A 25,529-nucleotide genomic window follows, 5' to 3' on the forward strand; every position below is an offset into this window, starting at 1 on the left:
GCGAAAACGTCCCGTTCCCGTAGGCCAGCCGGTACCCACAACCCGTTACACAACGCAACCGAAGCTCGTCGACGAATTACCAGCCAGGCCGTTTACATGTGGGAGAACAGCAAGAAACCGGCCAGTCGTCTTCAGAATCCTTCGTCGCTATAACATGGTTATATGCACGACGAACGCAGGAGCCGGAGTGGCGGCCACCGACCCGTTCCGAAGCTGACGATGATCTGGCCGTAACGATGCACTCCGACCAATTGGCTATACCTGTCAGAGCCAGCCGCTAGCCTGACTGGCGTCGTCGTAAGGCCAGGAGTTGGAGTTGCACGCGAAGGAGGCCGTGCCGATCGCCCACAGGTATGCCGTGCCCGTCACGACGGGCGCCCGGGAGGCCGCTTACCCATGCCTTGTTTCGCCTCGTCGCCAGCGTTGGTCAGCCAGAGCGTCTGCCCTGTGCCGGAGTGGCAAGCTGGGCGATTGGCGCTGTCGCACCCATAATGGAAGATGTTCTTGACGCTCAACAAACGACGCTGGGGGGGCGACGGCTAGGTGACGGAACAGCTCGGGCCGGTGGGTACGACGTTGCCCCGCGTCGAACGGCGAGCGGCCATGTGTGGCTGCCACATGCCGCCTGAAGTTCGACCGAGGTCGTCGACGGTGGGCGGCTGGTTCCCCTTCGTGTTCGAGGCAAGCGGCTCGAAAATCCGCTACATGACCGGTTGCAACAAGCGACTACAGACTTGCCCTCCCTTCAAGGTCTTGAAGTTCAACGCCAGCGAGGTTGTCGGCAACCGGATACATAGCGGCGGATCGTCACCTGGTTTTAGGCCGAAGGATGGTGACATCTGAGTGCGCATCATCGACAACCTCAATGAGTTCTTCGGCGACGATCTAAAGGCTTCGATCAAGCCTGGCTCCAAGCTGCGTATCGCGGCGAGCACGTTCTCGATCTTCGCATTCGAAGCACTGAGGCGTGAACTTCAGTCGATCAAGGAGCTTGAGTTCATCTTCACCGCGCCGTCGTTCACAACGACGAAGGCGACCGACAAGCCCGCACAGGAAAGGCGGCAGTTCTTTATCCCGAGCGACAAAAGCCGGGATGCCGCACTGTACGGCACAGAGTTCGAGATTCGGTTGCGCAACAAGCTAACCCAGCGGGCCATCGCGCGTGAATGCGCTGAGTGGGTGCGGCAGAAGGTTACGTTCCGCTCGAACCACACAGGCGCGCCGATGCAGTCGTTCGCCGTGGTCGAAGACACCGCCGCCTACGCGCCCCTCCAGGGCTTCACGACCGCTGACCTCGGGTATGAGCGCGGTCCTGCGGTGTCGAACATGGTGCACAAGATCGACGACCCACTGTCCACGCGACAGTACATCCAACTCTTCGACCAGATCTGGCACAACCCGGACCAACTCGACGACGTGACCGAGGCGGTCCGGGAGCACATCGCGACCGTGTATGCGGAGAACTCCCCGCAGCGGGTGTACTTTCTGATCCTCTACAACCTCTTCAACGAGTTCCTCGAAGACATCAACGAGGACGTGCTGCCGAACGACCGCACCGGGTACCAGGGCACCGAGGTGTGGAAGGCGCTCTACAACTTCCAGAAGGACGCCGCGACCGGCGTGATCAACAAGTTGGAGACCTACAACGGCTGCATTCTCGCCGACAGCGTGGGGCTCGGGAAGACGTTCACAGCGCTGGCGGTGATCAAGTACTACGAGCTGCGCAACAAGACCGTACTCGTGCTGGCGCCGAAGAAGCTCACTGAAAACTGGACGAACTACAACTCGAATTACACAACGAACATCTTCACGAAAGACCGCTTCAATTACGACGTCCTCGCCCACACCGACCTGTCGCGCGATAGTGGCGAGTCCCTGGGCAAGCGGCTGGATCTGGTCAACTGGGGCAACTACGACCTGGTCGTGATCGACGAATCACACAACTTCCGCAATGCCGACATCATCGCCCAGCGGGAGACCCGCTACCAGCGGCTGATGCGCAAGGTCATCCGTGCGGGCGTGAAGACAAAGGTGTTGATGCTCTCCGCGACCCCGGTCAACAACCGCTTCAACGATCTGCGCAATCAGCTGGCCCTCGCCTACGAGGGGGATTCGACACAGCTGGCCACGAAACTCAACATCCAGTCGATCGAGGAGGTGTTCCGGCAAGCCCAGCGCGTCTTCAACGAGTGGTCCGGCCTACCGCCGGAGCAGCGCACGACTGACGCGATCCTCGCCCAGCTGGACTTCGACTTCTTCGAGTTGCTGGATGCTGTGACCATCGCCCGCTCGCGCAAACACATCCAGGCATTCTATGACACCGCCGACATTGGCGCGTTCCCTGAGCGGATGAAGCCGGAATCCCTGCGCCCGCCGCTGACTGACCTGGCCGGCGCCCCGACATTCAACGAGATCTTCGAACAGCTCCAGCTCCTGACTCTGGCGGTCTACACGCCGCTGGCGTACGTGTTCGAAAGCCGCCGAGACAAGTACGAGCAGATCTACGGGGCAGGTGCAGGCCAGAACTACATGGGTGGAGAGAACTCGAACCTTGGCGCGGCAAACCGCGAGCAGGGCATCCGCAAGCTCATGACGGTGAACCTGCTCAAGCGGCTGGAGAGCAGCATCGAGGCGTTCCGCCTGACCCTGAATCGGCTAGAGCACACGGTCGCCGACGCGATCGAAGCTGTCGACAACCACGCCGCGAACATTGCCGACATCGTCTCCGCGTTCACCGACATCGACACCGACGATGACGACTTCGAGTTCCCCACCAGCGGCACGGTCGGCCGGAAGGTGCAGATCGACCTCGCCGACATGGATGTCGCGTCGTGGAGTCGCGATCTCGCCCACGACGAAGCGGTGATCCAGAACCTGCTGCACTCGGTCAGCGGCATCACCCCCGAGCACGATTCCAAGCTTTGCATGCTGCTCGAGAGGCTCGACGCCAAGTTCCGGCAGCCACTGAACCCCGGCAACCGCAAGATTCTGATCTTTTCCGCGTTCGCCGACACGGCCGAGTACCTCTACAAGAGCCTCGCCCCAGCGCTGAAGCAGCACGGCTACCACAGCGCCCTCGTCACCGGACAGGGAAACCCGTCCACGACGGCCGGCAAGGGATATAGCTTCCAGCAGATCCTCACCCTGTTTTCCCCGCAGTCGAAGCAGCGCCACCTGGTGATGCCGCAGGAGAACTCGGAGATCGACCTACTAATCGGCACCGACTGCATCAGCGAGGGCCAGAACCTCCAGGACTGCGACTTCCTGGTCAACTACGACATCCACTGGAACCCCGTGCGGATCATCCAGCGATTTGGCCGCATCGACCGTATCGGCTCGACCAACGAGCGCATCCAGCTTGTGAACTTCTGGCCAGACATCTCGCTGGACGAATACATCAACCTCAAGGAGCGCGTCGAGAACCGCATGGTCGCCGCCAACCTCGGCGGAACAGGCGACGACAACATTCTCGCCCCGGAGGCCAGCGATGCCGCATTCCGCAAGGAGCAGCTCCGCAAGCTTCAGGACGAAGTAATCGAACTCGAAGACGTTCGCACCGGCGTGTCGATCACCGACCTCGGCCTGAACGACTTCCGCATGGACCTGCTCGGCTACCTCAAGGAGTACGGCGACCTGGCCGGCACCCCGAAGGGACTGCACGCGGTCGTCCCCGCCCAGCCCGAAAAGGGGCTCAAGCCCGGCGCGATCTTCGTGCTGCGCAACATCAACGCCGACCAGCACCTCAATCGTGGCAACAGGCTGCACCCGCACTACCTCGTCTACCTCGACGACGACGGACAGGTGATCGCCGATCAAACCGAGGTCAAGCACCTGCTCGACCTGATCCGCGCCGGATGCCGGAACCGTGACGAGCCCGCATGGGAGGTGTGCCACGTTTTCAACGCTGCCACTCGCGACGGGACCGAAATGGGCACGTATAGTGTCCTGCTCACCGATGCGATCCGCTCGATGATCGACCTCACCGACGAGCGCGACGTCGACAGCCTGTTCAGCCCCGGCCACACGACTGCGCTCGCACAGACCATCGCTGGGCTCGATGACTTCGAGCTGACCGCCTTCCTCGCCATCGTCGAGGAGCCCACAAATGACTGACGCCTCACCAGCGGTCGAAACTGCCGAAACCACCCCGGTCCTGTACCGCTGGCCCGCAAACGCCGCGTTCGGCCGCACCGTCCCGAAGACAAAGTTCTACGAGCATGGCAACGTCCGCACCGCGCTGCGCGCAAAATTTATCGATGACATTCAGCGCATCACCTGGGCCTACAAGCTCGCCGACGACACCATCCGGCTGCGCGGCACGACTGCGGTGCCCGAGATCCAGATCTTCACCGTCGAGACCAAGGGCGAGGATGTCTCCGACGACGTCCTGGCCGCCATCGACAGATCTGTGCACTTCCCGATCATCTTCGAAGTCGCCAGTAACGACCGTCTGCGCACGGTCGCAGCCCAGAAGGCGCTCGACGGCAAAGTGCCAAAGATCGGACCGTACTTTACGACCGACTGGCAACCCTCTGATGCACCCCGCCGACCTCTACCCACGGCGCTCGATCTGCCGGGCCTATACGAGGCGATACTCACATCGCTACTACCGGTCGCGACGCGCGTCGGCGAGACGGTGGCACAGTCAACCGCAAGACTGAGCCGCGCCCGCAAGCTCGAGCGTGAGATCGCCGCACTGAACAAGAAGCTGCGCACCGAACCACAACTCAACCGCAAGATCGAACTCCGCAAGCAGATCAAGGAACGCACCGCAGTGCTCACCGAGCTGATCGACCTGACCCCGAGCAACAAGGAATGACAGTGGACAAGCTCAAGATGCACTCGCGAGACCTCACCCAGCGCAACATCGACGCCATCGCCGAGCTGTTCCCGACGGTCGTCACCGAGACTCTCGACTCCAATGGCGAGCCGGTGCGCGCCGTCGACTTCGATCTGCTGCGCCAGGAACTCTCCGACCACGTCATTGCAGGGCCGCAGGAGCGCTACCAGCTCGACTGGCCCGGCAAGCGCGCGGCTGCCTTCGCCGCTAACGCGCCGATCGCCAAGACCTTGCGCCCTGTCCGCGACGAGTCGGTCGACTTCGACACGACCCGGAACCTTTTCATCGAGGGTGACAACCTTGAGGCGCTCAAGCTGCTCCAGGAGTCATACCTCGGCAAGGTCAAGCTGATCTACATCGACCCTCCGTACAACACGGGCAACGACTTCGTTTACGACGACGACTTCGCCGAGTCGAGTACTGACTACCTCACCCGCTCGAGCCAGAAGTCTGAGACCGGCGACCGCCTCATCGCAAACACCGAGGCGAACGGTCGCTTCCACTCCGACTGGCTCGGCATGATGTACTCCCGGCTGAAGCTGGCGCGCAGTCTGCTGTCCGACGACGGTGTCATGATCGTCGCCATCGGCGACCACGAGCACGGGAACCTCCGCCTGCTCCTCGACCAGGTCCTCGGGTCGGAGAACTTCATCGCGAATGTGACGTGGCAAGGCAGTGGAAAGAACGATGCGCGCTACACCGCGGGCGGCGTGGACTACATGCTCATCTACGCCAAGAATGAGCGTCTGCTTCGTTCACTCGACACTCGCTGGAAGGAGCCCAAGCCCGGCATAGACGAAGTTGAGGCGGTTGCTAGCCGTGCCTGGCAGCAGTCGGGGGGTGACCCCGCGAAGGCAACCGCAATCTTTCGCAGTGGAGTCAAGGCGATCAAGGCCGACTTGGAACCGGCCGTGTTCCGGTACGACCAGATCGACGACGAAGGTCGCGTCTTCCAAGCGGACAACATCACGAGCCCAAACCCGCGCCCCAACCTCATGTACGAGGTGGCGCATCCGGAAACCGGAAAGGCCGTCCGGACGCCGACAAATGGCTGGCGCTACTCGCGCGAGTCGATGGACGAACTGATCGCGCAGGGACGAGTTCTCTTCGGGCCTGATGAGACAACCTCGCCACGCATCAAGAAGTTTCTGGCGGAGCAAGGCGATCGCGTTCCGTACCCAACTTTCACGCAGTCACGCATGCCGGGTACCAAGAAGCTCGATGCCCTGCTGGACGCCGATGTCTTCGACTACCCGAAGGACACCGCAGTCCTGGCACGGTGGATCGGCGCGATCACCCGAGACAACCCGCACGCAGTCATCCTCGATTTCTTCGCCGGCTCTGGCTCGACTGGCCACGCCGTCATGGAGCTCAATGCGGCAGATGGCGGGCACCGCCGATACATCCTCGTCCAGCTCGACGAGGCGGTTGACCACCCTGACTACGATTCCATCGCCGACATCGCCCGTGAGCGCCTACGCCGCGCCGGCGCACAAGTGAAGCAGGAGACTGGGCTGCCGGGTGCCAATCTCGACTTCGGCTTCCGATCGCTACACGTGGCGACGACCAACATGGCTGACACGCTCGCGACCGCGGACGACCTGGTGCAGCTCGCGCTATCCGAGGCTGTCGAGAGCGTGAAACCAAACCGCACCGACGAAGACTTGCTCTTCCAGGTGCTGCTTGACTGGGGGCTCGACCTCGCCGAGCCGATCGAGGTCGAGGAGGTCGGGGCCCGGCGAGTGCTGTCCGTTGCCGGTGACGCTTTGATTGCGTGCTTTGCCGACGAGGTGACCGACGCGGTCGTGAGGGCAATCGCGGCGCGGCATCCGCTCCGAGCGGTGTTCTTGGACGCGGGGTTCGCGACCGACGCCGCACGCATCAACGCCGAGCAGATCTTCCGCGAGGTGTCACCCGAGACAGAGGTAAGGGCGATCTGACCCGATGAAGCTCCAGTTCAAGGTCCAGCAGTACCAGACCGAGGCCGTCGATGCCGTTGTTGACGTATTCACCGGGCAGCCGTACGCCGACGGCGTGAAGTACCGCATCGACCCCGGCAAGGACGCTGCGCAAACCTTGCTGGAGGACGCCGGTCTGCGCAACGCGGAGATCGCTCTGACGCCCCCGCAGCTACTGGCGAACGTGCACCGGGTGCAACAGGCGCGCGGGCTGGAGCAGTCGAAGGACCTCAAGGACCCCGTCAAGAAGTCAGCGACCCCAATCAATCTCGACGTCGAGATGGAAACCGGTACGGGCAAGACCTACGTGTACATCAAGACGATCATGGAGCTGCACAAGCGGTACGGGTGGTCGAAGTACATCGTGGTCGTGCCGTCGGTTGCGATCCGCGAGGGCGTGAAGAAGTCCTTCGACATCACTGCCGAGCACTTCCAGCAGATCTACGGCACCAAGCCTCGCACGTTCGTCTACAACTCCTCGCGGCTGCACGAGCTGGAGCGATTCTCCTCCGACTCGGGCGTGCAGGTGATGATCATCAACATCCAGGCGTTCAACGCCACCGGCAAGGACGCCCGCCGCATCTACGAGGTGCTCGACGACTTCCAGTCACGAAGGCCGATCGACGTGATCGCGGCGAACCGTCCGATTCTGATCATCGATGAGCCGCAGAAGATCGAGGGCGATGGAAAGAAGCCGTCGAAATCGCTGGAGGCGCTCGGGTTATTCAAGGCGCTGTTCGCTTTGCGCTACTCGGCGACCCACAAGATCGAGCGCACCAAGGTTCACCGCCTGGACGCCGTGGATGCGTACAGCCAGAAGCTGGTGAAGAAGATCGCAGTGCGCGGCATCACGGTCAAGCACCTTGCCGGCAGCACCGCCTACCTGTATGTCGACGGGCTGGAGGTCGGCAAAGGTACGGACTTCCCGAAGGCTCGGGTCGAACTGGAAGTGCAGACCGCCCAGGGCATCAGGCGGCAGGTGAAGCGGCTGAGCCAGGGCATGAATCTGCACGACATCTCCGGCCGTATCGAGGCGTACAGGGGCCTGTTCATCCGGGATGTCGATGCGAACCGCGACATCATCGAGCTGAGCAACGGCGACATCATCAGGGCTGGCGAGATCACCCAGGATGTGACCGACGACGCGAAACGCCGCATCCAGATCCGGGAAGTCATCCGCGCCCACCTCGATAAAGAGCGCGAGCTGTTCGCGCAAGGCATCAAGGTGCTGTCGCTGTTCTTCATCGACGAGGTCGCCAAATACCGCGACTACGACCGCGCGGACACGCTGGGCGAGTACGCCTGCGTGTTCGAGGAGGAATACGAGGCGGTGCTCGCTGACTACCTAGGTCAGCTCGACTTTGACGAGGCCGCCGAGCGGTACCGCGCGCATGTCGAGGCGATCCCGGTGCGGTCGACGCACGAGGGTTACTTCTCGATCGATAAGAAGACCGGCCACTCCATCGACGGCAAGATCGCCGCGCGTGGCGACTTCGCTGGCCAGTCGGACGACGTCGATGCCTACGACCTGATCCTCAAGGACAAGGAGCGGCTTCTGTCGTTCGAGGAGCCGGTCCGGTTCATCTGGTCGCACTCGGCGCTGCGCGAGGGCTGGGACAACCCGAATGTGTTCGTCATGGGCATGCTCAAGAAGAGCGACAACACCACCACGCGGCGACAGGAAATCGGCCGAGGCCTGCGCCTGTCGGTCGACCAGCACGGCGAGCGGATGGACAACCACGTCACCGTCCACGACATCAACGAGCTAACCGTCGTCACCGACGAGTCGTACACCGACTTCGTCGCCGCCCTGCAGAAAGAGATCATCGAGTCGCTGTCGGCCCGCCCCCGCAGGGCGACCGTTGACTACTTCATCGGCAAGCAAATCAAGCTCGCCGACGGCTCCACTGGCGTGCTGGAGAAGTCGCTCGCGCAGGCGCTCTACAACCACCTGATCCGTAACAACTACATCGACGACGACTACCTGGTGACGCAGGCGTACAGGGACGCCCGCGCCGACGGAACGCTCGTCGCACCCACGGCCGAAGTACTCAAGCCGGTCATCGACTTCATGTGGCCGCTCGTCGATGCGCTGTACCTCGACGTGCCCAAGCCGACCGACGGTCGCAAACCGAAGAAGATCCCGCTTAACGAGGCGAACTTCAAGAAACGCGAGTTCCAAGAGCTGTGGGGCCGCATCAACCACAAGGCCGTCTACCAGGTTGAGTTCGACTCCTCCGAGCTGATCAAGAACTGCATCCACACGCTCGACAAGTCGCTCAACGTGACAGTCATGCAGTACCTCGTCGAGACCGGCAAGCAGGTAGTAGGACTTGAAGTCGAGCAGCTCGAAGCAGGAACCGGGTTCAAGGTGTCGGAGACGAAGGTCGAGCACTCAGCCGTCTCGGCGGGCTCCACAGTGAAGTACGACCTGCTCGGCGAAATGGCGGAGAAGACCCAGATCACCCGCCGGACCTGCGCGGCAATCCTTACGGGCATCAACCCCGGCACATTCGCGAAGTTCAAGCAGAACCCCGAGCAGTTCATCACCGAGGCCGCCCGGCTCATCAACGAGCAGAAGGCCACGGTGATCGTCGAGCACCTCAGCTACGACCCGCTCGATGGCCGCTACGACTCCTCGATCTTCACCGAGAATCAGACCGCGCAAGACCTGTCGAAGGCCGGCGACAAGCTCAAGAAGAGCGTCTACGAGTACGTGGTCACCGACTCGAAGGTCGAGCGGTTGTTCGTCGAGAAGCTCGACGTCAGCGACGAGGTCGTCGTCTACTCCAAACTGCCGCGCGGATTCTTCATCCCGACCCCGGTCGGCGACTACAACCCGGACTGGGCGATCGCCTTCCGCAATGACAAGGTCAAGCACGTCTACTTCGTCGCCGAGACCAAGGGCACGATGTCCACGCTCCAGCTCAAGGGAATCGAGGAAGCAAAGATAGAGTGCGCTCGGAAGTTCTTCAGGTCGCTCAACGAGAAGGCAGGCACCGAGAACGTCACCTACGACGTGGTCGACACGTTCGAGAACCTGCTCCAGCTCGTGGGGGCGTAGCTGGGGGCAAGTTCCTCGGGATTGACTACCGGTTTCGGCCCGGCTGGACAGGGCAAGCGCGGAGCTTTGACGATCAGCCTCGCCGACTGGGCAACGGCCGCCCCGTCCGACGTCGTCGCGACGGCTACCGGCGACGGCCGGCACTACCGCCGGCGCGACCTACGGCGGCCCATACGACATCAACGGCTCAGGTCAGCAACTGGGACCGCTGGCACTCCAGCGCTGGGCCGGAGTGCGCATCCCCGTCGACTCCGCCCAAGACCTGGTGTGCGGCCCGCTCGGCAAGGTCACCGGCGACGCGGCCCTGACCGCCGGACCCGTCGATCAGTATGGGCCGGTACCGGTTCTGGCCGTGCTGCACGCCCACGCCACTCCGGCCGAATATCGACCGCGCCTGGACCTGATCGCGACGACGGTGACGCGGTTCAGCGAGGGCACGGCGAGGGACTTCCAGGCGGTTTGAGCCGCGACGACGGGCGCTGGCACGGCGGCGGTGACTCGGGTACGGTTACCGGCGGCAAGGAGCCCGGGACCGAACCTGGGCCACCGCCGAACTTCCTCCGGGTATGGAGCGCGGGACTGCGCCTGCGCCACCACCTTCACCACAGCGTCACTGCGCTCTTCGGCGTCCTGGTCGGGACGTCGGCCGAAGGGATACCCATGACCATCTACTCGCAGCACCCGAACCGCGGAAAGGTCCAGGTACTCGCCGCTTACCGCGCTTCGGCCGGGGTGGTGTCGTCGACCGTCACTAGCGTCGAGGACACGACAACCGCTACCCGCCTCGTCGACGCGCTCAACCGGATCTCCGCCTGTGCCACCGTCCCCTTGAGCGTCTGGGACCGTCGGGAGCGCCGCATCGAACGCTACCCGCGCGAGCACCTGACTGTCCTGACCGACCGCGACGCTCGGCCCGCGCTGCTCGAAGGCAACCACAGCCTGTGGTATGAGCACGTCAAGCTGCTGCTCCACCGAGCGCTGACCGATTTGGACCGCGCCGTGGCGAGCCTGCCGGCTCCCGTCCGCACCGCCATCACGGCCGAGCTCGAAAAGGAAGCGCGGGACCTGCACCACGCGCTGGCCGAATACACGGACGCGGTCGAGCGACCTGCCGAGGAAGACCTACGCACCTGGGACTCCAGCCTTCCCTTCGTGCTGTTCGAAGGCGGGTTGGCCGACCTCGGCGACGATGCCCGCAGCAGCCTCGACCGCCTCGAGAAGGGAATGTCCGAGACGGCGCTCGCGGAGAGCGTGGCCGGCATGCGGTTGCTGATCGACGCGCACACCCGGTGCGCGAATCCGGAGGCGTGGCTGGTCATGGAGGAGCTGAACATCACCGACGATCCGGATCCGTTCGGACCCGGCCGCTACTTCCTTGACGTGCAGGCGCCGCTTCCCGACGGCGAGCACTACCGCGACTGCTGGACTGTCGACCTCGGCTGGTGGGAGCTCGATCCCGCCGATCCCCATTCCGCGCGCGGTGACCAGATTCTCCAGTGCACGAGGCCGACTCCCCCCGCCGTCTCGGAGATCGTCGAGCTCCTCGACGTCAGCGGCGGGGACACGAAACAGCTTCGGGCCTGGGCCGCGACACCCGTCGGGACCAAACTGGCCGGCACGTCGTTCGTGGTGACGGAGCGCTACCGCGACGTCTGAATACCCCGGCGGGGACCGGTGCGGGGCGCCGTCCCGCGGTCACAGGAGGTGCCGACGCGCCACACCGGTTCTCGTGTCGTCCGCAAGTGAACAAGCGACGAGAGTGACTCTCAGCGAATAACTCTTAAGAGTCAAAAGCAGGCTACTGACCGACGGACAGTTGGCAACCACACCGGCTACCCACTCGGGTAGTGCTGGGTACGCCGACACCGCCGGTTTCGCAGCCGCGCCCGGGGCGGCGAGACAACTCCGCAGGTCAGCGGGCAGGTGACCGCGAACCTGGTGAACGTGACGTACGCCTCACGATCGCGGTCAGTCAAAGCCGCTCAACCTGCGGAAACCGACCGCCGGGCAGAACCGGGCACCCTTTCGCGCGCACGGCTCGTAAGCCTTCTGCTTGGCTGTTCCCAGCAGCTCCCCGAGCGTACGGCCACGGCGGTCACCGTAGCCCGACAACGCCGGGGAGCAATTCCCGCAAGTGAAGGAGAAGAACCATGTTGTGGTGGCTGACGCCGCCCCGGCCCCCGCGTCGCGCTTGCGGCGCGGCGGCCGCGCTTCAGGCGGCCGTGTTCACAGTCGCTGTCATCGCCCTCGTCGTGCTCGTCGTACAGGGAACGCCCGCCGCGCTCGCCGGTCCGATCGTCGGCGGCCTGCTCGCGCTGGCCTTCGGCCGCGGTGGCCCCGAGGACGGGTCGACGCTTCCGGAGCGTGCGGCATGAGTACTGCAGCGCCGACGAGCGAGGAGCTCCGGGAGTCGAAGAAAGCCGAGGCGGAGCACCTGGCCGTCCGGCTGCACCGGCAGCTGGCGAAGCTCGAGCCTGAGAAGTTCCTTTGGCGCGTCGAGTTCATCGCGAGCACCAGCGAGTGGTCGACGAACATGCTGCGCGCGGCCTGGAACCCGAACAACAAGACCCTGTTATACCGGGGTGTCTACGAAGCGGTGCTCGAGATCTGCGATGCGCCGGACAGCGTCCGCAAGACGTTCGACAACTGGTTCAAGGCCGGCCGGCTCCCGCCACAGCTGAACGAGCGCCTCCTGTCGGTGATCGTGACGATCTTGGAGGAAAAGACCTGCGGGGAGGCCGATGTCGACTACGACCGGGTCGAGGATTTCGTGAACCGGTTCCGCCTGCTGATCGAGCGCCGGGTGTCCGACGACTCCGAAGACCGGCTCGCGAAGCGGCTTCTCGCCCACGTCGCCGCCCGCAGGAACGAAGTCACCCGGCTCCACAGCGGCGCCGCGAGCCCGATGCTCGATGCGCTCCTGGGGGAACTCGCGGCGACGGAGCGGGTGATCCTGGCCGGGATCGCCGGCGACGAAACCCTTCAGCCGGGTGAGCGTGCGTCGGTCGCCTAGAAAGCCCGGAAAGAAGTAGGCCTCCGGGCCAGGTGTCGGACGGGGCGTCCACACCGGCCCGGAGGCGGGTTTCATTCGGTCAGCCGGCTACTCACTGCTGCCCGGGCGACGCCGCCGCGAGAGCCACAGCCCCAGTCCGCCGCCACCGAGGAACAGCAGGGCTGGGCCGGCAACCAGCCAAAGTCCGCACCGGTCCAGGCCCGCGGACCATGCCTACCGCTGGACGACTGTCCCGGAGTTCCCGGTGTGCCGAGGTACCCGGCGCCTTCAGCCTGGCGTCGATATCCAGGGTGACGCGAGTGCCGTTGCCCAGTTGCACGCACCCTGTCTCCCCGCCCGGACCGGCGTCCGCGTCCTTCGCCCGGTCTCCACCCCGCCTGCTGGGCTGTGAACTCAGAGGAGGCGAACCCGCCCTTCGCGGGCTCGACGTCGTCATCCGTCCTAGCGGTACCGCCTCAGTCATCGAGATCGACACATCTCCGCGTTCGCGCTTATTCACCGCTCAGGCAGCGCCTACAAGTTCGCAATAGGCCAACGCCTGGGACCTTGATATCGCATCTGCGAGGATAAACGGAGCTAACACTCCACTTGAACCTGCGACTTCACTGGTAGAAGGGCACCGGGATGCAGACTTTGTCCTGTTCGGTGTAGTTGCAGAGCTCGCCGACGAAGTAGCCGTTGTTGAGGATGTTGTGGTGGCTGAGGGTGGCGCCCTTCGGGAAGCCGGTCGTGCCCGACGTGTACTGGATGTTGATCGGGTCGTCGGCCGAGAGCGCGGCCTGCTTCTCGGCCAGCGCGGCCGGGTCGCCCCGCCGGCCGGCGTCCATCAGCGCCTGCCAGCTCTCGCCGCCGAGCAGCACGACGTGCTCCAGCCGCGCGCACTTCTCGCGCACTTCCTCGACCATCGCGGGGTAGTCGGACGTCTTGAACTTGTCGGACGCCACCAGCAGGCGGATCCCGGCCTGGTTGAGCACGTACTCCAGCTCGTGCGACCGGTAGGCCGGGTTGATGTTGACCAGGATCGCGCCGATCTTGGCCGTCGCGTACTGCAGGAACGTCCACTCGGCCCGGTTCGGCGACCAGATGCCGACCCGGTCGCCCTTGCCGATGCCCTGCGCCACCAGGCCCAGCGCCAGCGCGTTCACCTCGGCGGCCAGCTCGCGGTAGGTCCACCGGCGGCCGGCGAACCGGTCGACCAGGGCGTCCCGGTCGCCGTGCGCCGCCACCGTCCGATCGAAGTTGTCGCCGATGGTGTCCCCGAGCAGCGGGACCTCGGAGATCCCCGAGGCGTAGCTCGGCCGGGCGGGCGCGTCAGGCATGGTGCCTCCTGAAGTCTGCGGTGACTGCGACCGCAGTCTAGGAAACCCCAGCTCAGTGCGCCAACGCCGTCGCCTCCTACGCTCGAAGACATGAGCCCGACCCTCACCGGCGTCCACCACCTGAAGTTTCCGGCGGCCGACCTGGCCGCGACGCTCGCCTGGTTCCGCACCGCGCTGGGCGCGGAACGCCTGCCGGGCTTCGACCACCGCGACCACGACGGCGTCCTGTTCGGGGTGATCGTGCGGCTGCCGGGTCTCGACGTCCCCGTCGAACTCCGGCAGTGGCCGGAGGCGGCCGCGGCGACCGCGGGGTACGACCCGGTCACGTTCGCCGTGGCCGACCGCGCCGCGCTCGAGGACTGGGTCCGGCACTTCGACGCCGCCGGCGTGGCGCACTCGCCCGTCCTGGCCGGCTTCGCCGGTCACCTCGTCGACCTGCGCACCCCGGACGGCCTGGCGATCCGGCTGTACACGCGGCTGCCGGACGACCCCGCGTCGATCGACATGGACCCGGCGCACACCGACCTCGGCAGCACGTGGCTCGGCAAGTGAGTCCACAGTAGACGGATTCGGCGGATGATCCGCTCCGGGCCCGGGCCGCTGGTAGCATCCGGACCCGAATCGAGGGGGCGATCGATGACCGGCCAGGGGTTTCGCGACGAGCTGACCCAGCTGCTGCAGGCGCGCTACCCGCTGCTGGTCGTCGAAACGCACGAAGAGCAGCGGGTGGTCCGGGAGATCCGCGCGGTCGCGGAGGACAGCGCCCGGCTGCGCACGCCGCGGCGGGTGTACGTCTGGTCGTCGACCACCGGGCTGGCCCCGGCGGGCGGCCCGCCGATCGCCGACACGCGCACCGCGTCCGCCGCGCTGGAGCGCGTCTACGGCTGGGGTGAGCCCGCCGTGTTCGTCTTCGCCGACCTGCACCCGTCGCTGGTTTCCGAGGGCGGGCACCGGCCCGACCCCGAGGTCGTACGGCGGTTGCGCGAGCTGGCGGCCGCGTTCAAGACCCGGCCGGTGCCGCTGAGCCTGATCCTCGTGTCGCCGTCGCTGCCCGTGCCGCCGGAGCTGGAGCACGACGCCACGGTCGTCGAGTTCCCGCTGCCCGACCGGCAGCAGATCGGCGAGCTGCTCGACGGCATGGTCGCCGCGCACCGCCAGCACGTCCGGATCAGCATCGACCGGGACGACCGCGACATGATCGTCGCCGCCGCGCGCGGGCTGACGCTGCCGGAAGCCGAGAACGCGTTCGCCAGGGCGCTGGTCGAGGGCGGCGGCCTGGACCCCAGCGACCTCGAGCTGATCCTCGCCGAGAAACGCCAGGCCGTGCGCCGGTCCGGGATGCTCGACATCGTCCCGGCCGACACGGGCTTCGACGCCGTCGGCGGCCTCGACCAGCTCAAGCGCTGGCTGACCAAGCGCACCGGCACCTGGACGCCCGCCGCGGCCGCGTACAACCTGGCCGCGCCGAAGGGGCTGCTGCTGTCCGGCGTGCCCGGCTGCGGCAAGAGCCTGTCCGCGGTGTGCGTCGCGAACATGTGGCGGCTGCCGCTGCTGCGCCTGGACCTGGGCCGGGTCTTCGCCGGCCTGGTCGGCTCCAGCGAAAAGAACATGCGCACGGTCATCCGCACCGCCGAGGGCATCGCGCCCTGCGTGCTGTGGGTCGACGAGATCGAGAAGGGCCTCGCCGGCGCGGGCGGCGGTGGCGACGGCGGTACCGCGCGGCGCGTGTTCGGCACGTTCCTGTCCTGGATGCAGGAGAAGACGGCGCCGGTGTTCGTGATGGCGACGGCGAACCAGGTCGACTCGCTGCCCCCGGAGTTCCTCCGCAAGGGCCGGTTCGACGAGATCTTCTTCGTCGACCTGCCCTCGACGCCGGAGCGCACCGCGATCTGGCGGATCCACCTGAACAAGCGCGTCACCGACGACTTCGTGCGCAGTGAGCTGAAGGTGGACGACGCGTTGTACGCCGAGCTCGCCGACGTCAGCGCGGGCTACAGCGGCGCGGAGATCGAGCAGGCCGTGCTGTCCGGGCTCGTCGACGCGTTCGCCGAGAAGCGCCCGCTGCGCCGGGACGACCTGGTGCGGGCGGTGAAGTCCACCGTGCCGCTGTCGGTCACGCAGGCCGACGAGATCCTGGCCATCCGGCAGTGGGCGGAGACCCGCGCGGTGGCCGCCACGGACAACGACGCCGATCACACCGCCGCGGTGCCGGAACCGGTGGCGCCACGACCGGAACCATCAAGGGGAAGGGCGATCGACGTATGACGCACCGGGTGACCGTGACCATCGCCAAGGACGGCTCGATCAGCGCCGAAACGCACGGCGTGACCGGCTCGAAGTGCCTCGACTACATCCCGCTGCTGGAGGACCTGCTCGGCGCGGAGACGGAGACGTCGGAGTTCACCGAGGACTACCGGCGCACGTCCGCCCAGACGGAGAACACCGCATCGCAGCAGCAGACACAATGGAACTCCTGAACCTGCACCGGATCGTCGACGTCACCGCCGCCGAAGGGCCCGGCCTGCGGTGCGCGGTGTGGACGCAGGGCTGCTCGGTGCGCTGCCCCGGCTGCTTCAACCCGCAGACGTGGACGACCCGCGGCGGCACGCTGTTGCCTTGGCAGGAGCTGGTTTCGCGTGTGCTGGCGATCGACGGCATCGAAGGCGTCACGCTGCTCGGCGGCGAGCCGTTCGACCAGCCGGAACCCTTGGGCGCGTTCGCTTCAGCAGTGCGCTCGGCAGGGCTTTCGGTGATGACATTCACCGGGCGTGTGCTGGAAGACCTGCCACCGTCGAAGCTGCTCGAGGCGACGGATCTGCTGGTGGACGGGCCTTATCTGGCCGACCGGCCGGAGACGTCACGGCCATGGGTCGGCTCGGTGAACCAGCGGTTCCACTTCCTGACCGATCGGTACGACGAGTCGATCTTCACCACGCCGAACCGGCTCGAACTGCGGATCGCCACCGACGGATCCGTGGAACTGAACGGCTTCGCCACCACCGAAGTACTCGAAGCGCTGCTCGAAGGGGATCACCGATGAGCGTCACGCTCAAGCTGCGCAGCGAAGCGCTGGCCCAGCTCAACGCCGCCACCGTCGCCGCGCACGCGCAGGCGCAGCCCGGCGTCGTCGTCGTGCAGACCCGGATGCGGCACCGCGACCTGCTCGCCCGCGCGCTGTCCGGGCTGCGCGCCCAGGTCACCGACGACGGCACCACCGTCGCCGGCGCGTGGGAGGGGCGGCGGATCGCGTTCGGCTACGGCCCGGACGGCGTCCAGGTGGCGCACGTCGACGGTCCTGGTTTGACGCCCGCCGAGGCCGAGCGGCTCGTGCTGTCCGTCGACGAGGCGTACGGCGCCGAGGTGCAGCGCGCGGTGCTCACGCGGCTGAAGGAGCGCGCGGCGCGGTCGGGCATGCGCGTCGAGTCGGAGCGGACCAACGCCGACCAGTCGATCAGCGTCACGCTGGCCGCCACGTCGTGACCGAGGTCAGGGTCGGGCTGATCGAGTTCGGCAAGGCGCTCAACGCCAGCGTCGCCCTGCCCGGCCTCGGCGAGCTGCCCGGCGGCCAGGTGAGCGCGGGCCGGGCGGTCCGCGGCGCCCGCGCGCGGCTGAAGCGGGCCGACCGGATCCTCGCGGACAACCTGCGCCTCGGGATCATGGTGCGGAAGAAGTTCTTCTCCAGCGACGTCGAACCGGTGACCGACGCGGGGTTCCTGAAGGACGTCTTCGTCGCCGTCGGACGCACCGACCTGGGGCCCGGCGACGCCCTGGAGCTGTACACCGACGACACGATCGGGCCGGACACGAGCCGGCACGCGAGCGTCGCCGCGGTGCTCGCGCCGGCGTACGACCAGCTGACCGGCTTCCACGTGCAGGTTCGCCCGGACCGTGGCGTACTGCGGTTCGGCGCGCTGACCGGGCTGTTCCGCGGTGGGCGTCCCGTCGGCCAGCCGATGCGGGTGCTGGGCCTGTTCGGCCCGGCCGGGCCACTGCCGGAGCTGCCGGCCGGCCAGGTGGGCACGGTGCTGCTGGGCTTCCAGTGCGACGTACCGCCGATGGCCGGCGACGCGCTGACGGCGTACGAAGAGCCGTCTCACGACTACCTGGAACGTCGCGAAGGCACCGCGCACGTCCACGGCGTCAGCGATCTGGACACCGGCTCGGTCGTGGCCGCGGTCGAGGTGCCGGAGGCGCGGACGAACAACCTGCTGACGGTCGGCACGCGGGCGCGGCTGCTGCGCCCGGTGGGCACGACGTTCAACGAGCGCAGCACGGTCGTCGCGACCGACCTGCGGATCCTGTCGGTGGCGAGGGGCGGCGTCGCGATGCGCACGGCGGCCGGGACGGGCGTGTTCACCCTGGGGCTGGCGACGTGCGAGGTGCGGCAGAACGACATCGTCGAGACGTACGTGCCGGTCGATGCGCCGGCTCTGGCGCCACCGCCTGCTCCTGTGTCTGCTCCGGTTTCTGCTCCGCTTCCGGTTGCTTCGGCTCTCGTGGACGTCAATGCGGCGACTCCGTCAGACCTGGCTCGCTTGCCGGGGATGACGCCGGAACGGGTGAACGAGGCGCTGGAGCTGCGCCGGCGTCAGGGCGGTTTCGCGGACGTCGAGGCGTTCGGCGTGGCGGTGGGGCTGCAGCCGCACGAGATAGTCCGGCTGCGGGGGCGCGCGACGGCGGGTCAGGCAGTCGGCGTCGCGCAGCGCGAGACGGGCGTGCGGCAGCTGGACATCTGAGCGCCCGGTGGCGGTTCCGCTACGCTCGGCATCGTGCCGGAGGAATTCGCCCTGGGGCTGAACGAGGTCGACGTCGCGGTCCGGCGAACCGGTCTCCCGGCGAACTGGCACCCGTTCGAGATCCGCAGCGCCGGCCACACCCTCGAGGAAAACGCCCGTCTGGCGGCGGCTTCGTGGGACGCCCTCCGCGCTCGTGGGCTGGCGGGCCCGGACAAGCTGGACATCGAGGTCGAGCAGACGCTGCGCTCGTGGACCCAGCCGGAGATCCTGATCATCGTCCGAGCGGCGGAGATAGCGGACGGCAGGCAGGTCCTGTACCGAGCAACGATCGGCCACGGCCTGGGCGTCTACTCGGAACTGGTCACCGGCGGCGTCAACTTCGTCCAGATCCGCCCGGACCACCTGGTCGACGCCCTGATCGGCATCCTCCCCAGATACGGCCCGGTCCCCTTGCCGCCGGTGACGATCACCCAGCGCACGGGCCAGGCACCGAGCACGCGGGACAGGGACGCACTGGCACCGTTCGCAACGTGGCCCCCACACCGCCACGGCACGTTCGAGTTGTCCACCCGCCACGGCCAGTCCGTCCTGCGCCCCGCGGGAACGGTCACGTTCCTCGATTCGGACGGCGGCCGGTACTTGACGTTCACCGAGCCCTTGCCGGGCGACGAAACCCGCCTGCGGTTCGTCCCCTCGGACGGCGGTCACCTGAGGGCGTGGCTGCACGAGCGGATAGCGGAGACCACGGGCCGGTGACCCGCGTCCTCGCGCGGCCGAGCGGCCTACCCGTAGTGTTCAGGTCGTGACCCGATCGAGCTTCGGACGTCGAGCCGCCCTCACCAGCCTGGTCCTGCTCACCCTCGTGGTGAGCGCCTGCGACAGCAAGGTGGGGGGCACCCCTCAAGCCGCGGACACGCCGACGAGCAACGCACCCACGACCGGCCCCAGCGGCACGACCGCTGACAACCCGTTCGGGGACATGAAGCCGTGCGCCACGCTCGACGAGCTGCTCCGCGGCCAGGGTTATCCGGCGGCCATTCCGACCGCGGCCGACTCGGCGCGCACCTGCACGACCGTCAAGAAGGTCGGCGACGATTCGATCAGGGTCAGCCTGTCCCTCCACGCCGGTCAGACGATCAACGAGAACATCGCCGATCCGAGCAAGGCTTCGAGCGGCACAGTCAACGACCGCGCTGCCGTCCAGGAACGCGAGCCCATCGGCGCGAAGGGCCAGTGCGACGTCAAGATGGAGGTCAAGCCGAAGTCTCGCGCCATCGTCGCGGTGACGCTCGGGGTCGGCACAACGGACCAGGCCTGCACCGACGTGAACGACTTCGCCACCAAATTCGAGCCTATGCTGCCGAAGTAGCCCTGCTCAGAGCTGCAGATCTCGTCACAGCGGCACAGCAGCCAGTGACACGCGGCCCGGTCACTACTACAGTAGCGGTGCGACACAGAGGGTAATCTTGCGCAGCCGCGTCTTAGGGAGGGACCGATGGCCACGGGAGCCCAGTTCGGAGGGCCACCTCCCACGCCTCCGGCCGGCGATGCCGGCAACAACTTCCTGTCCGGCCTCCTCGACGTCCCGGTGGACGCGGAGGGCGCGAAGCGGGTCAACGACGGCGCGCAGCAGTTCAAGGCACTCGCCCAGAACGGCGGGTTCGCCATCAACGAAGAAGGCTTGCAGCGCTACCGGACAGTGTGCGACACCTTCATCGACGGCTACAGCGACATCAAAGCCGACCTGCTCGCGCTCGGCCAAGCGGCGAAGATGGGCAACAGCGCCTACGCCAAGGAAGTCGCGACCTTCAACGTCAAGGTGGCCGTGAGCGATCCTGAGTCGCTCGTGCCCAACCTCGAGCTGCTCATCGATGGCTTCAAGCAGGTCAAAGAGGCCCTCACCATCGCGCGAAAGAACTACAGCGAGACCGAGGACACCCACAGTCAGACCTTCGCCAAGCTTCGTGGGGGCGAGTGACCATGGCTCAGGAGCACGCCGGGCATCGGCAGTACGAAAGCGACTTCTACGCCCAGACGCAGCAGAAGCTGCAGCAGAACGTGCACCACTTCGGCGCCGAAGACCAGGGTGACGCCCGCGACGGTGTCACGCCGCAGACGCAGAACCAGGCCGCGCAGTACTCCGTCGAGCAGGGCAAGCAGCTGCTGCACGATCGGGCCACCCGTGGGGATGCGCCCGCGCCGGGGCAGAACTACCCCGCCAGCAGTCATGAAGACCTCTACAACATGGTCCACGAGAACATGAATCCCGGGGATCTGGACGACCGCGGCCGGGTGGCCAACAAGCTCGGTAACTGGCTGGCCGACGTCTCCAACGCCGCGAACGACGCCGTCAACTCCAGTGAGGTGCAGTGGCAGGGCTCGGGGGCCGCGCAGGCTCATGGGTTCTTCCAGAACACCGCCACCTACACCGCCGATACGGCCAACGCCGCTCAGCTCAGCTCCAACCGCTACTCGCAGCAGGCGGCCGCCGCTGATTATGCGCAGAAGAACATGCCTGAGCCCACCGGCTTCAACCAGCAGGCCGAGGTCGACAAAGCGACCAAGCAGTACCAGGCCGGCGATCTGATCGGCGGGGCCAACACGATGAACGGCGTCGCCGCGAAGCAGCAGCAGGCCGACGCCGCGCACCAGCAGGCTGTGCAGGTTCTCCAGGGACTCGACGGCACCTACCACGAGACCGCCAGCACCCAGCCGACCTACTCGCCGCCGCCGCAGCTGGGGTCGAGTGACAGCACCACCGCCAGCGGGTTCCACGGGACCAGCAGCACCAGCTTCAGCGGCACCCCGACCATCGGCGGCTCAGGCGGAACCGGTGGGACAGGCGGCTTCAGCGGAGTCGGCGGCGGAGCCGGGGGCACCGGCGGGACCAGCGGCAGCTTCGCGCCCCCCGGCGGCCCCACGCCTCCCGGGGCGACGCCGCCCAGCACCTTCGTTCCGCCCGGGGCCACCAGCGGCACCGGGAACGCCGGTGGCTTCGGCGGCGGCAACTCCGGCTTCCGCGGCGCGCCCGCCGCGAGTGCGTTCCCGCGGATGGGGCCCGACGGGCTCGCGATGCCCGGCGGGACGACCGGGACAGGCGGGGCCGGTGGGGACATCACGCGGGGCAAGTCCGGGGCCGGACGCGCCGGGAGCGGGTTCGCCGGGTCGCGGGTGTCCGGCGGCGGCGCCACCGGCGGGCCGAAGGAAACCGCGGGCGAAGGCGGCAAGACGGGCGCCAAGGGCACCGGTGAACGGCTCGAGCGCGGCGCGACCGCGGCCGCCGCGGCCAAGGGGAAGGCCGGGGGCGCCGGTGCGGCCGGGGCCGGCGCTGGCAAGAAGAAGGAAGACGACAAGGAACACAAGAACAAGATCCAGCTCGAGGAAGACATCTTCGACCTCAAGCCGGAACGCGGACCGGACGGCGAGAAGATCGTCCGGCCGACCATCGGCGAAGCCTGACCCCAGGCCGGGCCGCGAGACGATCGCGCGGCCGACCAGCAGAGACGGCCCTAGCTCAAACCGAGCCGCGAGAAGATCGCCCATCTGCGCGGCCTGACCCCAGGACCCCTAAGGGGTTGCCCTGGTAACGCGAGAAAAGCGTCACCACACGGGCCCAAATGCCCTGGATACAGTGGAAGCATGCGCTTCTTCATCGTCGACGCCTTCACCGGCAAGGCCTTCGCCGGGAACTCCGCCGGGGTCGTGCTCCTCGACGCGCCCGCCGAGCCCGCCTGGATGCAGGCCGTCGCCGCGGAGATGCGGCACTCCGAGACCGCCTTCGTCGTCGTCGGCGGAGACGAGGGGCCGAAGTCGTTGCGGTGGTTCACGCCGGCGGCCGAAGTCGCCCTGTGCGGGCACGCCACCGTCGCCACGACGCACGTGCTCGGCGGCGAGCAGGTCTACGCCACCCTCAGCGGCGAGCTGCGCGCGAAGGCCGCCGACGGCTGGGTCGAGCTGGACTTCCCCTCCGACCCGCCCGCGCCGTCCGACGACGACCTCAGCGCGATCCTGCCCGGCGTCGAGATCGAGCACTCCGGACGCGGCGTCGAGAACCTCTTCGCCGTCCTCCCGGACGCCGAGGCCGTCCGCACCCTCGAGCCCGATCTGAAAGCGCTGAAGGCCACCTGGAAGGGCCGGCTGCTCGTCACGGCCGCGGGTGACGTCGACGGCATCGACTACGTCAGCCGGTTCTTCGGGCCCGGCGTCGGCGTCGACGAAGATCCCGTCACCGGCTCGGCGCACTGCGTCCTGTCGCCGTACTGGTCCGGGCGGCTGAACAAGACCGACCTCACCGGCGCGCAGGTGTCGGCGCGCGGCGGCATCGTCCGGACCCGCCAGGACGGCGACCGGGTCTACCTGTCCGGCCAGGCCGTGACCGTCGTGAGCGGGGAGCTGCACGTCTGATGCGCACGCTGCTGAACATCATCTGGCTCGTGCTGTGCGGCTTCTGGATGGCGCTGGGCTACCTGGCCGCGGGCGTGGTCTGCTGCATCCTGATCGTCACGATCCCGTTCGGGCTCGCGTCGTTCCGGATCGCCCGCTACGCGCTCTGGCCGTTCGGCCGTACGGTCGTCGACCGCCGCGACGCGGGCTCGCCGTCCTTCGTCGGCAACGTGATCTGGTTCCTCTTCGCCGGGCTGTGGCTGGCGATCGGGCACGTGTTCACGGGCATCGCGCTGTGCGTCACGATCATCGGCATCCCGCTGGGCGTGGCGAACTTCAAGATGATCCCGGTGTCCCTGATGCCGCTCGGCAAGGAGATCGTCGAGCTCCCCTGATCACGACTCCGGCTCGTACGGCAGCTTCACCACCAGGCACGGCCCGCCGACGAACAGCCCGCCGTCGACGCCGAGGGCCTTGCCGCCCGCGTAGAGGAACGGGCCCTCGATCTGCGTGGGGTGGATGCCCAGCTGGTCCGCGATGACGCTGTGCCCGTGGATGATGCGCGAGCCGCCCAGTGCGTCCATCAGCTTCTGGGCGTTGTCCTCGCCCTCCGGGCCGCGGAACGCGTAGCGCGTCGTCATCCGGCGCCAGACGTCCCACCACGACTCGATGTCCGAGCCGAGCAGGATCTCGCGGGCGGAGGCGTTGATCGCCTCGACCGAATCGCCCCAGTCGAGGTACTCCAGGGTGTCCGAGTGCAGGAGCAGGTGGTCGGCGGCGAGCGCGGCCAGGGGCCGGGCGGTCAGCCACTCGATGTGCTCCGGGGTCAGCCGGTCCTGGTCCGACAGCAGGCCGCCGTTGATCTCCCAGCTGCGGGCGAAGCTGCGCGGCCCGAAGTCGGACGGCACCGGCTGGTCGCCGAAGTGGTACATGCCCAGCGCGAGGATCTCGTGGTTGCCCAGCAGCGTCTGGACCTGGCCGCCGGCTTCCGCCGCCTGCGCTTCGAGCTGGATGACCAGGTCGATGGCGCCCACGCCGTCCGGCCCGCGGTCGACGAAGTCACCGAGGAACCACAGCTGGTCCTCGCCCCCTGACCAGTTGTCTTCGTCGTCCACCAACCCCTCGGCGCGCAGTGCTTCGGCCAGTTCGTCCCGGTGGCCATGCACGTCGCCCACCACAAATGTGGAGTTGCTCATCCGGTGACGATAAGCCCTGCTCGCGACGGGGTCTCGATCAGCCTTCCCCGAATGGGTCGGTCGTCTTCCCGATCAGGTCGGCGATGGAGTCGAGCACCAGAGTGGGCCGATACGGATAGCGTTCGGCCGACTCCCTGGTGGAGATGCCAGTGAGCACCAGAATCGTCTGCAGCCCGGCTTCGATGCCCGAGTGCACGTCCGTGTCCATCCGGTCGCCGATCATCAGCGTCGACTCCGAATGGGCACCCAATCGGCGCAACGCCGAGCGCATCATCAACGGGTTCGGCTTGCCGACGTAGTACGGCGAACGCCCGGTGGCCTTCTCGATCAGCGCCGCGACGGAACCGGTGGCGGGCATCGAGCCCTCGACGCTCGGGCCGGTCGCGTCCGGGTTGGTCGCGATGAACTTCGCGCCGCCCTCGATCAGCCGGATCGCCCGCGTGATGGCGCTGAAGCTGTACGTGCGGGTCTCGCCCAGCACGACGTAGTCGGGGTCGCGCTCGGTCAGGACGTAGCCGACCTCGTGCAGCGCCGTCGTCAGGCCCGCTTCGCCGATGACGTACGCCGTGCCGTTGGGCCGCTGCGACGAGAGGAACTTCGCCGTCGCCAGCGCCGACGTCCAGATCGCTTCCTCGGGGATGTCGAGCCCGGTGCGCTCCAGGCGCGCCCGCAGGTCACGCGGGGTGTAGATCGAGTTGTTCGTCAACACCAGGAAGCCGATGCCGTTCGCCTTCAGCTCGGCGAGGAACTCGTCGGCCCCGGGAACGAGGTGCTCCTCCTTCACCAGGACGCCGTCCATGTCGGAGAGATACGTCCACCGGCGCTCATCCATGGGCGAAACCTATCACGCGCGCGAGACACCTGCGTTCGCCGACGAAAAGGGTTACAGTGGGAATTGCCGGTATCGCGAGGGGAGTCGCGTACCCGGCCACCGAGGGGGTTCGGGGGAATTCATCGCACACGTCGTCGACGGAAACGTCGTGGCGCAATTCGTCCTGCCCCCGCACCGCGAGGGGGAGA

Annotated in this window: 22 protein-coding genes and 1 pseudogene; 20 read left to right on the forward strand and 3 right to left on the reverse strand. The window is 66.9% G+C overall.

Translation table 11 applies throughout. The features are described from left to right. Positions 1-843 precede the first annotated feature (843 nt). The 8 genes from OHS58_RS32335 to OHS58_RS32370 all read left to right on the forward strand — a co-directional run bounded on the left by OHS58_RS32335 (position 844) and on the right by OHS58_RS32370 (position 12,875). The gene (locus OHS58_RS32335; RefSeq protein WP_328645012.1) at positions 844-4,113 is read left to right on the forward strand and encodes a helicase-related protein; all 3,270 of its coding nucleotides are present in this window, start codon (positions 844-846) and stop codon (positions 4,111-4,113) included. Continuing rightward, positions 4,106-4,819, forward strand: coding sequence for a DUF4391 domain-containing protein (locus tag OHS58_RS32340; RefSeq protein WP_328645013.1), 714 nt, complete (start codon positions 4,106-4,108; stop codon positions 4,817-4,819). The genes OHS58_RS32335 and OHS58_RS32340 overlap by 8 nt, the downstream gene beginning before the upstream one ends. Before the next feature lie 2 nt (positions 4,820-4,821). Further along, a complete protein-coding gene (locus OHS58_RS32345) occupies positions 4,822-6,780 on the forward strand; it encodes a site-specific DNA-methyltransferase (protein WP_328645014.1) in 1,959 nt (652 codons plus the stop codon). Between the two features lie 4 nt (positions 6,781-6,784). Next, positions 6,785-9,862, forward strand: coding sequence for a type III restriction-modification system endonuclease (locus OHS58_RS32350; RefSeq protein ID WP_328645015.1), 3,078 nt, complete (start codon positions 6,785-6,787; stop codon positions 9,860-9,862). A gap of 232 nt (positions 9,863-10,094) precedes the next feature. Further along, entirely contained in the window at positions 10,095-10,325 is a 231-nt protein-coding gene (locus OHS58_RS32355; protein ID WP_328645016.1) for a hypothetical protein, read from the forward strand. Positions 10,326-10,522: 197 nt separating this feature from the next. Continuing rightward, on the forward strand, positions 10,523-11,518 hold the full coding sequence (locus tag OHS58_RS32360) for a hypothetical protein (protein WP_328645017.1): 996 nt from the start codon (positions 10,523-10,525) through the stop codon (positions 11,516-11,518). Between the two features lie 494 nt (positions 11,519-12,012). Continuing rightward, positions 12,013-12,237, forward strand: a complete 225-nt coding sequence (locus tag OHS58_RS32365) for a hypothetical protein (RefSeq protein WP_328645018.1) — start codon at positions 12,013-12,015, stop codon at positions 12,235-12,237. Continuing rightward, a complete protein-coding gene (locus OHS58_RS32370) occupies positions 12,234-12,875 on the forward strand; it encodes a hypothetical protein (protein WP_328645019.1) in 642 nt (213 codons plus the stop codon). The genes OHS58_RS32365 and OHS58_RS32370 overlap by 4 nt, the downstream gene beginning before the upstream one ends. 608 nt (positions 12,876-13,483) lie before the next feature. Here the strand turns inward: OHS58_RS32370 and OHS58_RS32375 are convergent. Next, positions 13,484-14,194 (reverse strand): annotated as a pseudogene (locus OHS58_RS32375) (AMP-binding protein); the annotation flags it as partial. 90 nt (positions 14,195-14,284) lie between these two features. Here OHS58_RS32375 and OHS58_RS32380 point away from each other — a divergent pair. The 12 genes from OHS58_RS32380 (at position 14,285) to OHS58_RS32435 (ending at position 23,708) form a co-directional block, all read left to right on the forward strand. Continuing rightward, a complete protein-coding gene (locus tag OHS58_RS32380; RefSeq protein ID WP_326957293.1) occupies positions 14,285-14,746 on the forward strand; it encodes a VOC family protein in 462 nt (153 codons plus the stop codon). Positions 14,747-14,830: 84 nt separating this feature from the next. Beyond that, on the forward strand, positions 14,831-16,459 hold the full coding sequence (locus OHS58_RS32385) for an AAA family ATPase (protein WP_328645020.1): 1,629 nt from the start codon (positions 14,831-14,833) through the stop codon (positions 16,457-16,459). 8 nt (positions 16,460-16,467) lie between these two features. Then, positions 16,468-16,671, forward strand: a complete 204-nt coding sequence (locus OHS58_RS32390; protein ID WP_328645021.1) for a DUF2997 domain-containing protein — start codon at positions 16,468-16,470, stop codon at positions 16,669-16,671. Next, a complete protein-coding gene (locus OHS58_RS32395; RefSeq protein ID WP_328645022.1) occupies positions 16,659-17,234 on the forward strand; it encodes a 4Fe-4S single cluster domain-containing protein in 576 nt (191 codons plus the stop codon). Before OHS58_RS32390 ends, OHS58_RS32395 begins: the two co-directional genes overlap by 13 nt. Beyond that, complete coding sequence (locus tag OHS58_RS32400) at positions 17,231-17,674, forward strand: hypothetical protein (protein ID WP_328645023.1); 444 nt, start codon at positions 17,231-17,233, stop codon at positions 17,672-17,674. The genes OHS58_RS32395 and OHS58_RS32400 overlap by 4 nt, the downstream gene beginning before the upstream one ends. Next, positions 17,671-18,930: a ComEA family DNA-binding protein gene (locus tag OHS58_RS32405; protein ID WP_328645024.1), complete on the forward strand. Its 1,260-nt coding sequence runs from the start codon at positions 17,671-17,673 to the stop codon at positions 18,928-18,930. The genes OHS58_RS32400 and OHS58_RS32405 overlap by 4 nt, the downstream gene beginning before the upstream one ends. 33 nt (positions 18,931-18,963) lie before the next feature. Continuing rightward, on the forward strand, positions 18,964-19,686 hold the full coding sequence (locus OHS58_RS32410; protein ID WP_328645025.1) for an ESX secretion-associated protein EspG: 723 nt from the start codon (positions 18,964-18,966) through the stop codon (positions 19,684-19,686). Between the two features lie 46 nt (positions 19,687-19,732). Next, on the forward strand, positions 19,733-20,299 hold the full coding sequence (locus OHS58_RS32415; RefSeq protein ID WP_328645026.1) for a DUF3558 family protein: 567 nt from the start codon (positions 19,733-19,735) through the stop codon (positions 20,297-20,299). 126 nt (positions 20,300-20,425) lie between these two features. Continuing rightward, positions 20,426-20,908, forward strand: coding sequence for a hypothetical protein (locus OHS58_RS32420; RefSeq protein WP_328645027.1), 483 nt, complete (start codon positions 20,426-20,428; stop codon positions 20,906-20,908). 2 nt (positions 20,909-20,910) lie between these two features. Next, entirely contained in the window at positions 20,911-22,389 is a 1,479-nt protein-coding gene (locus tag OHS58_RS32425; protein ID WP_328645028.1) for a hypothetical protein, read from the forward strand. A 180-nt stretch (positions 22,390-22,569) separates the two neighbouring features. Continuing rightward, the gene (locus OHS58_RS32430; protein ID WP_328645029.1) at positions 22,570-23,334 is read left to right on the forward strand and encodes a PhzF family phenazine biosynthesis protein; all 765 of its coding nucleotides are present in this window, start codon (positions 22,570-22,572) and stop codon (positions 23,332-23,334) included. Next, positions 23,334-23,708, forward strand: coding sequence for a YccF domain-containing protein (locus tag OHS58_RS32435; RefSeq protein ID WP_247058491.1), 375 nt, complete (start codon positions 23,334-23,336; stop codon positions 23,706-23,708). Before OHS58_RS32430 ends, OHS58_RS32435 begins: the two co-directional genes overlap by 1 nt. Here OHS58_RS32435 and OHS58_RS32440 read toward each other — a convergent pair whose 3' ends face one another. Further along, positions 23,709-24,509, reverse strand: coding sequence for a metallophosphoesterase (locus tag OHS58_RS32440; RefSeq protein ID WP_247058493.1), 801 nt, complete (start codon positions 24,507-24,509; stop codon positions 23,709-23,711). It abuts the gene before it with no gap. A 37-nt stretch (positions 24,510-24,546) separates the two neighbouring features. Then, positions 24,547-25,341: an HAD-IIA family hydrolase gene (locus tag OHS58_RS32445; RefSeq protein ID WP_247058495.1), complete on the reverse strand. Its 795-nt coding sequence runs from the start codon at positions 25,339-25,341 to the stop codon at positions 24,547-24,549. Between the last annotated feature and the right edge of the window lie 188 nt (positions 25,342-25,529).

It is taken from the genome of Amycolatopsis sp. NBC_00348, from assembly GCF_036114655.1.
Taxonomy (GTDB): domain Bacteria; phylum Actinomycetota; class Actinomycetes; order Mycobacteriales; family Pseudonocardiaceae; genus Amycolatopsis.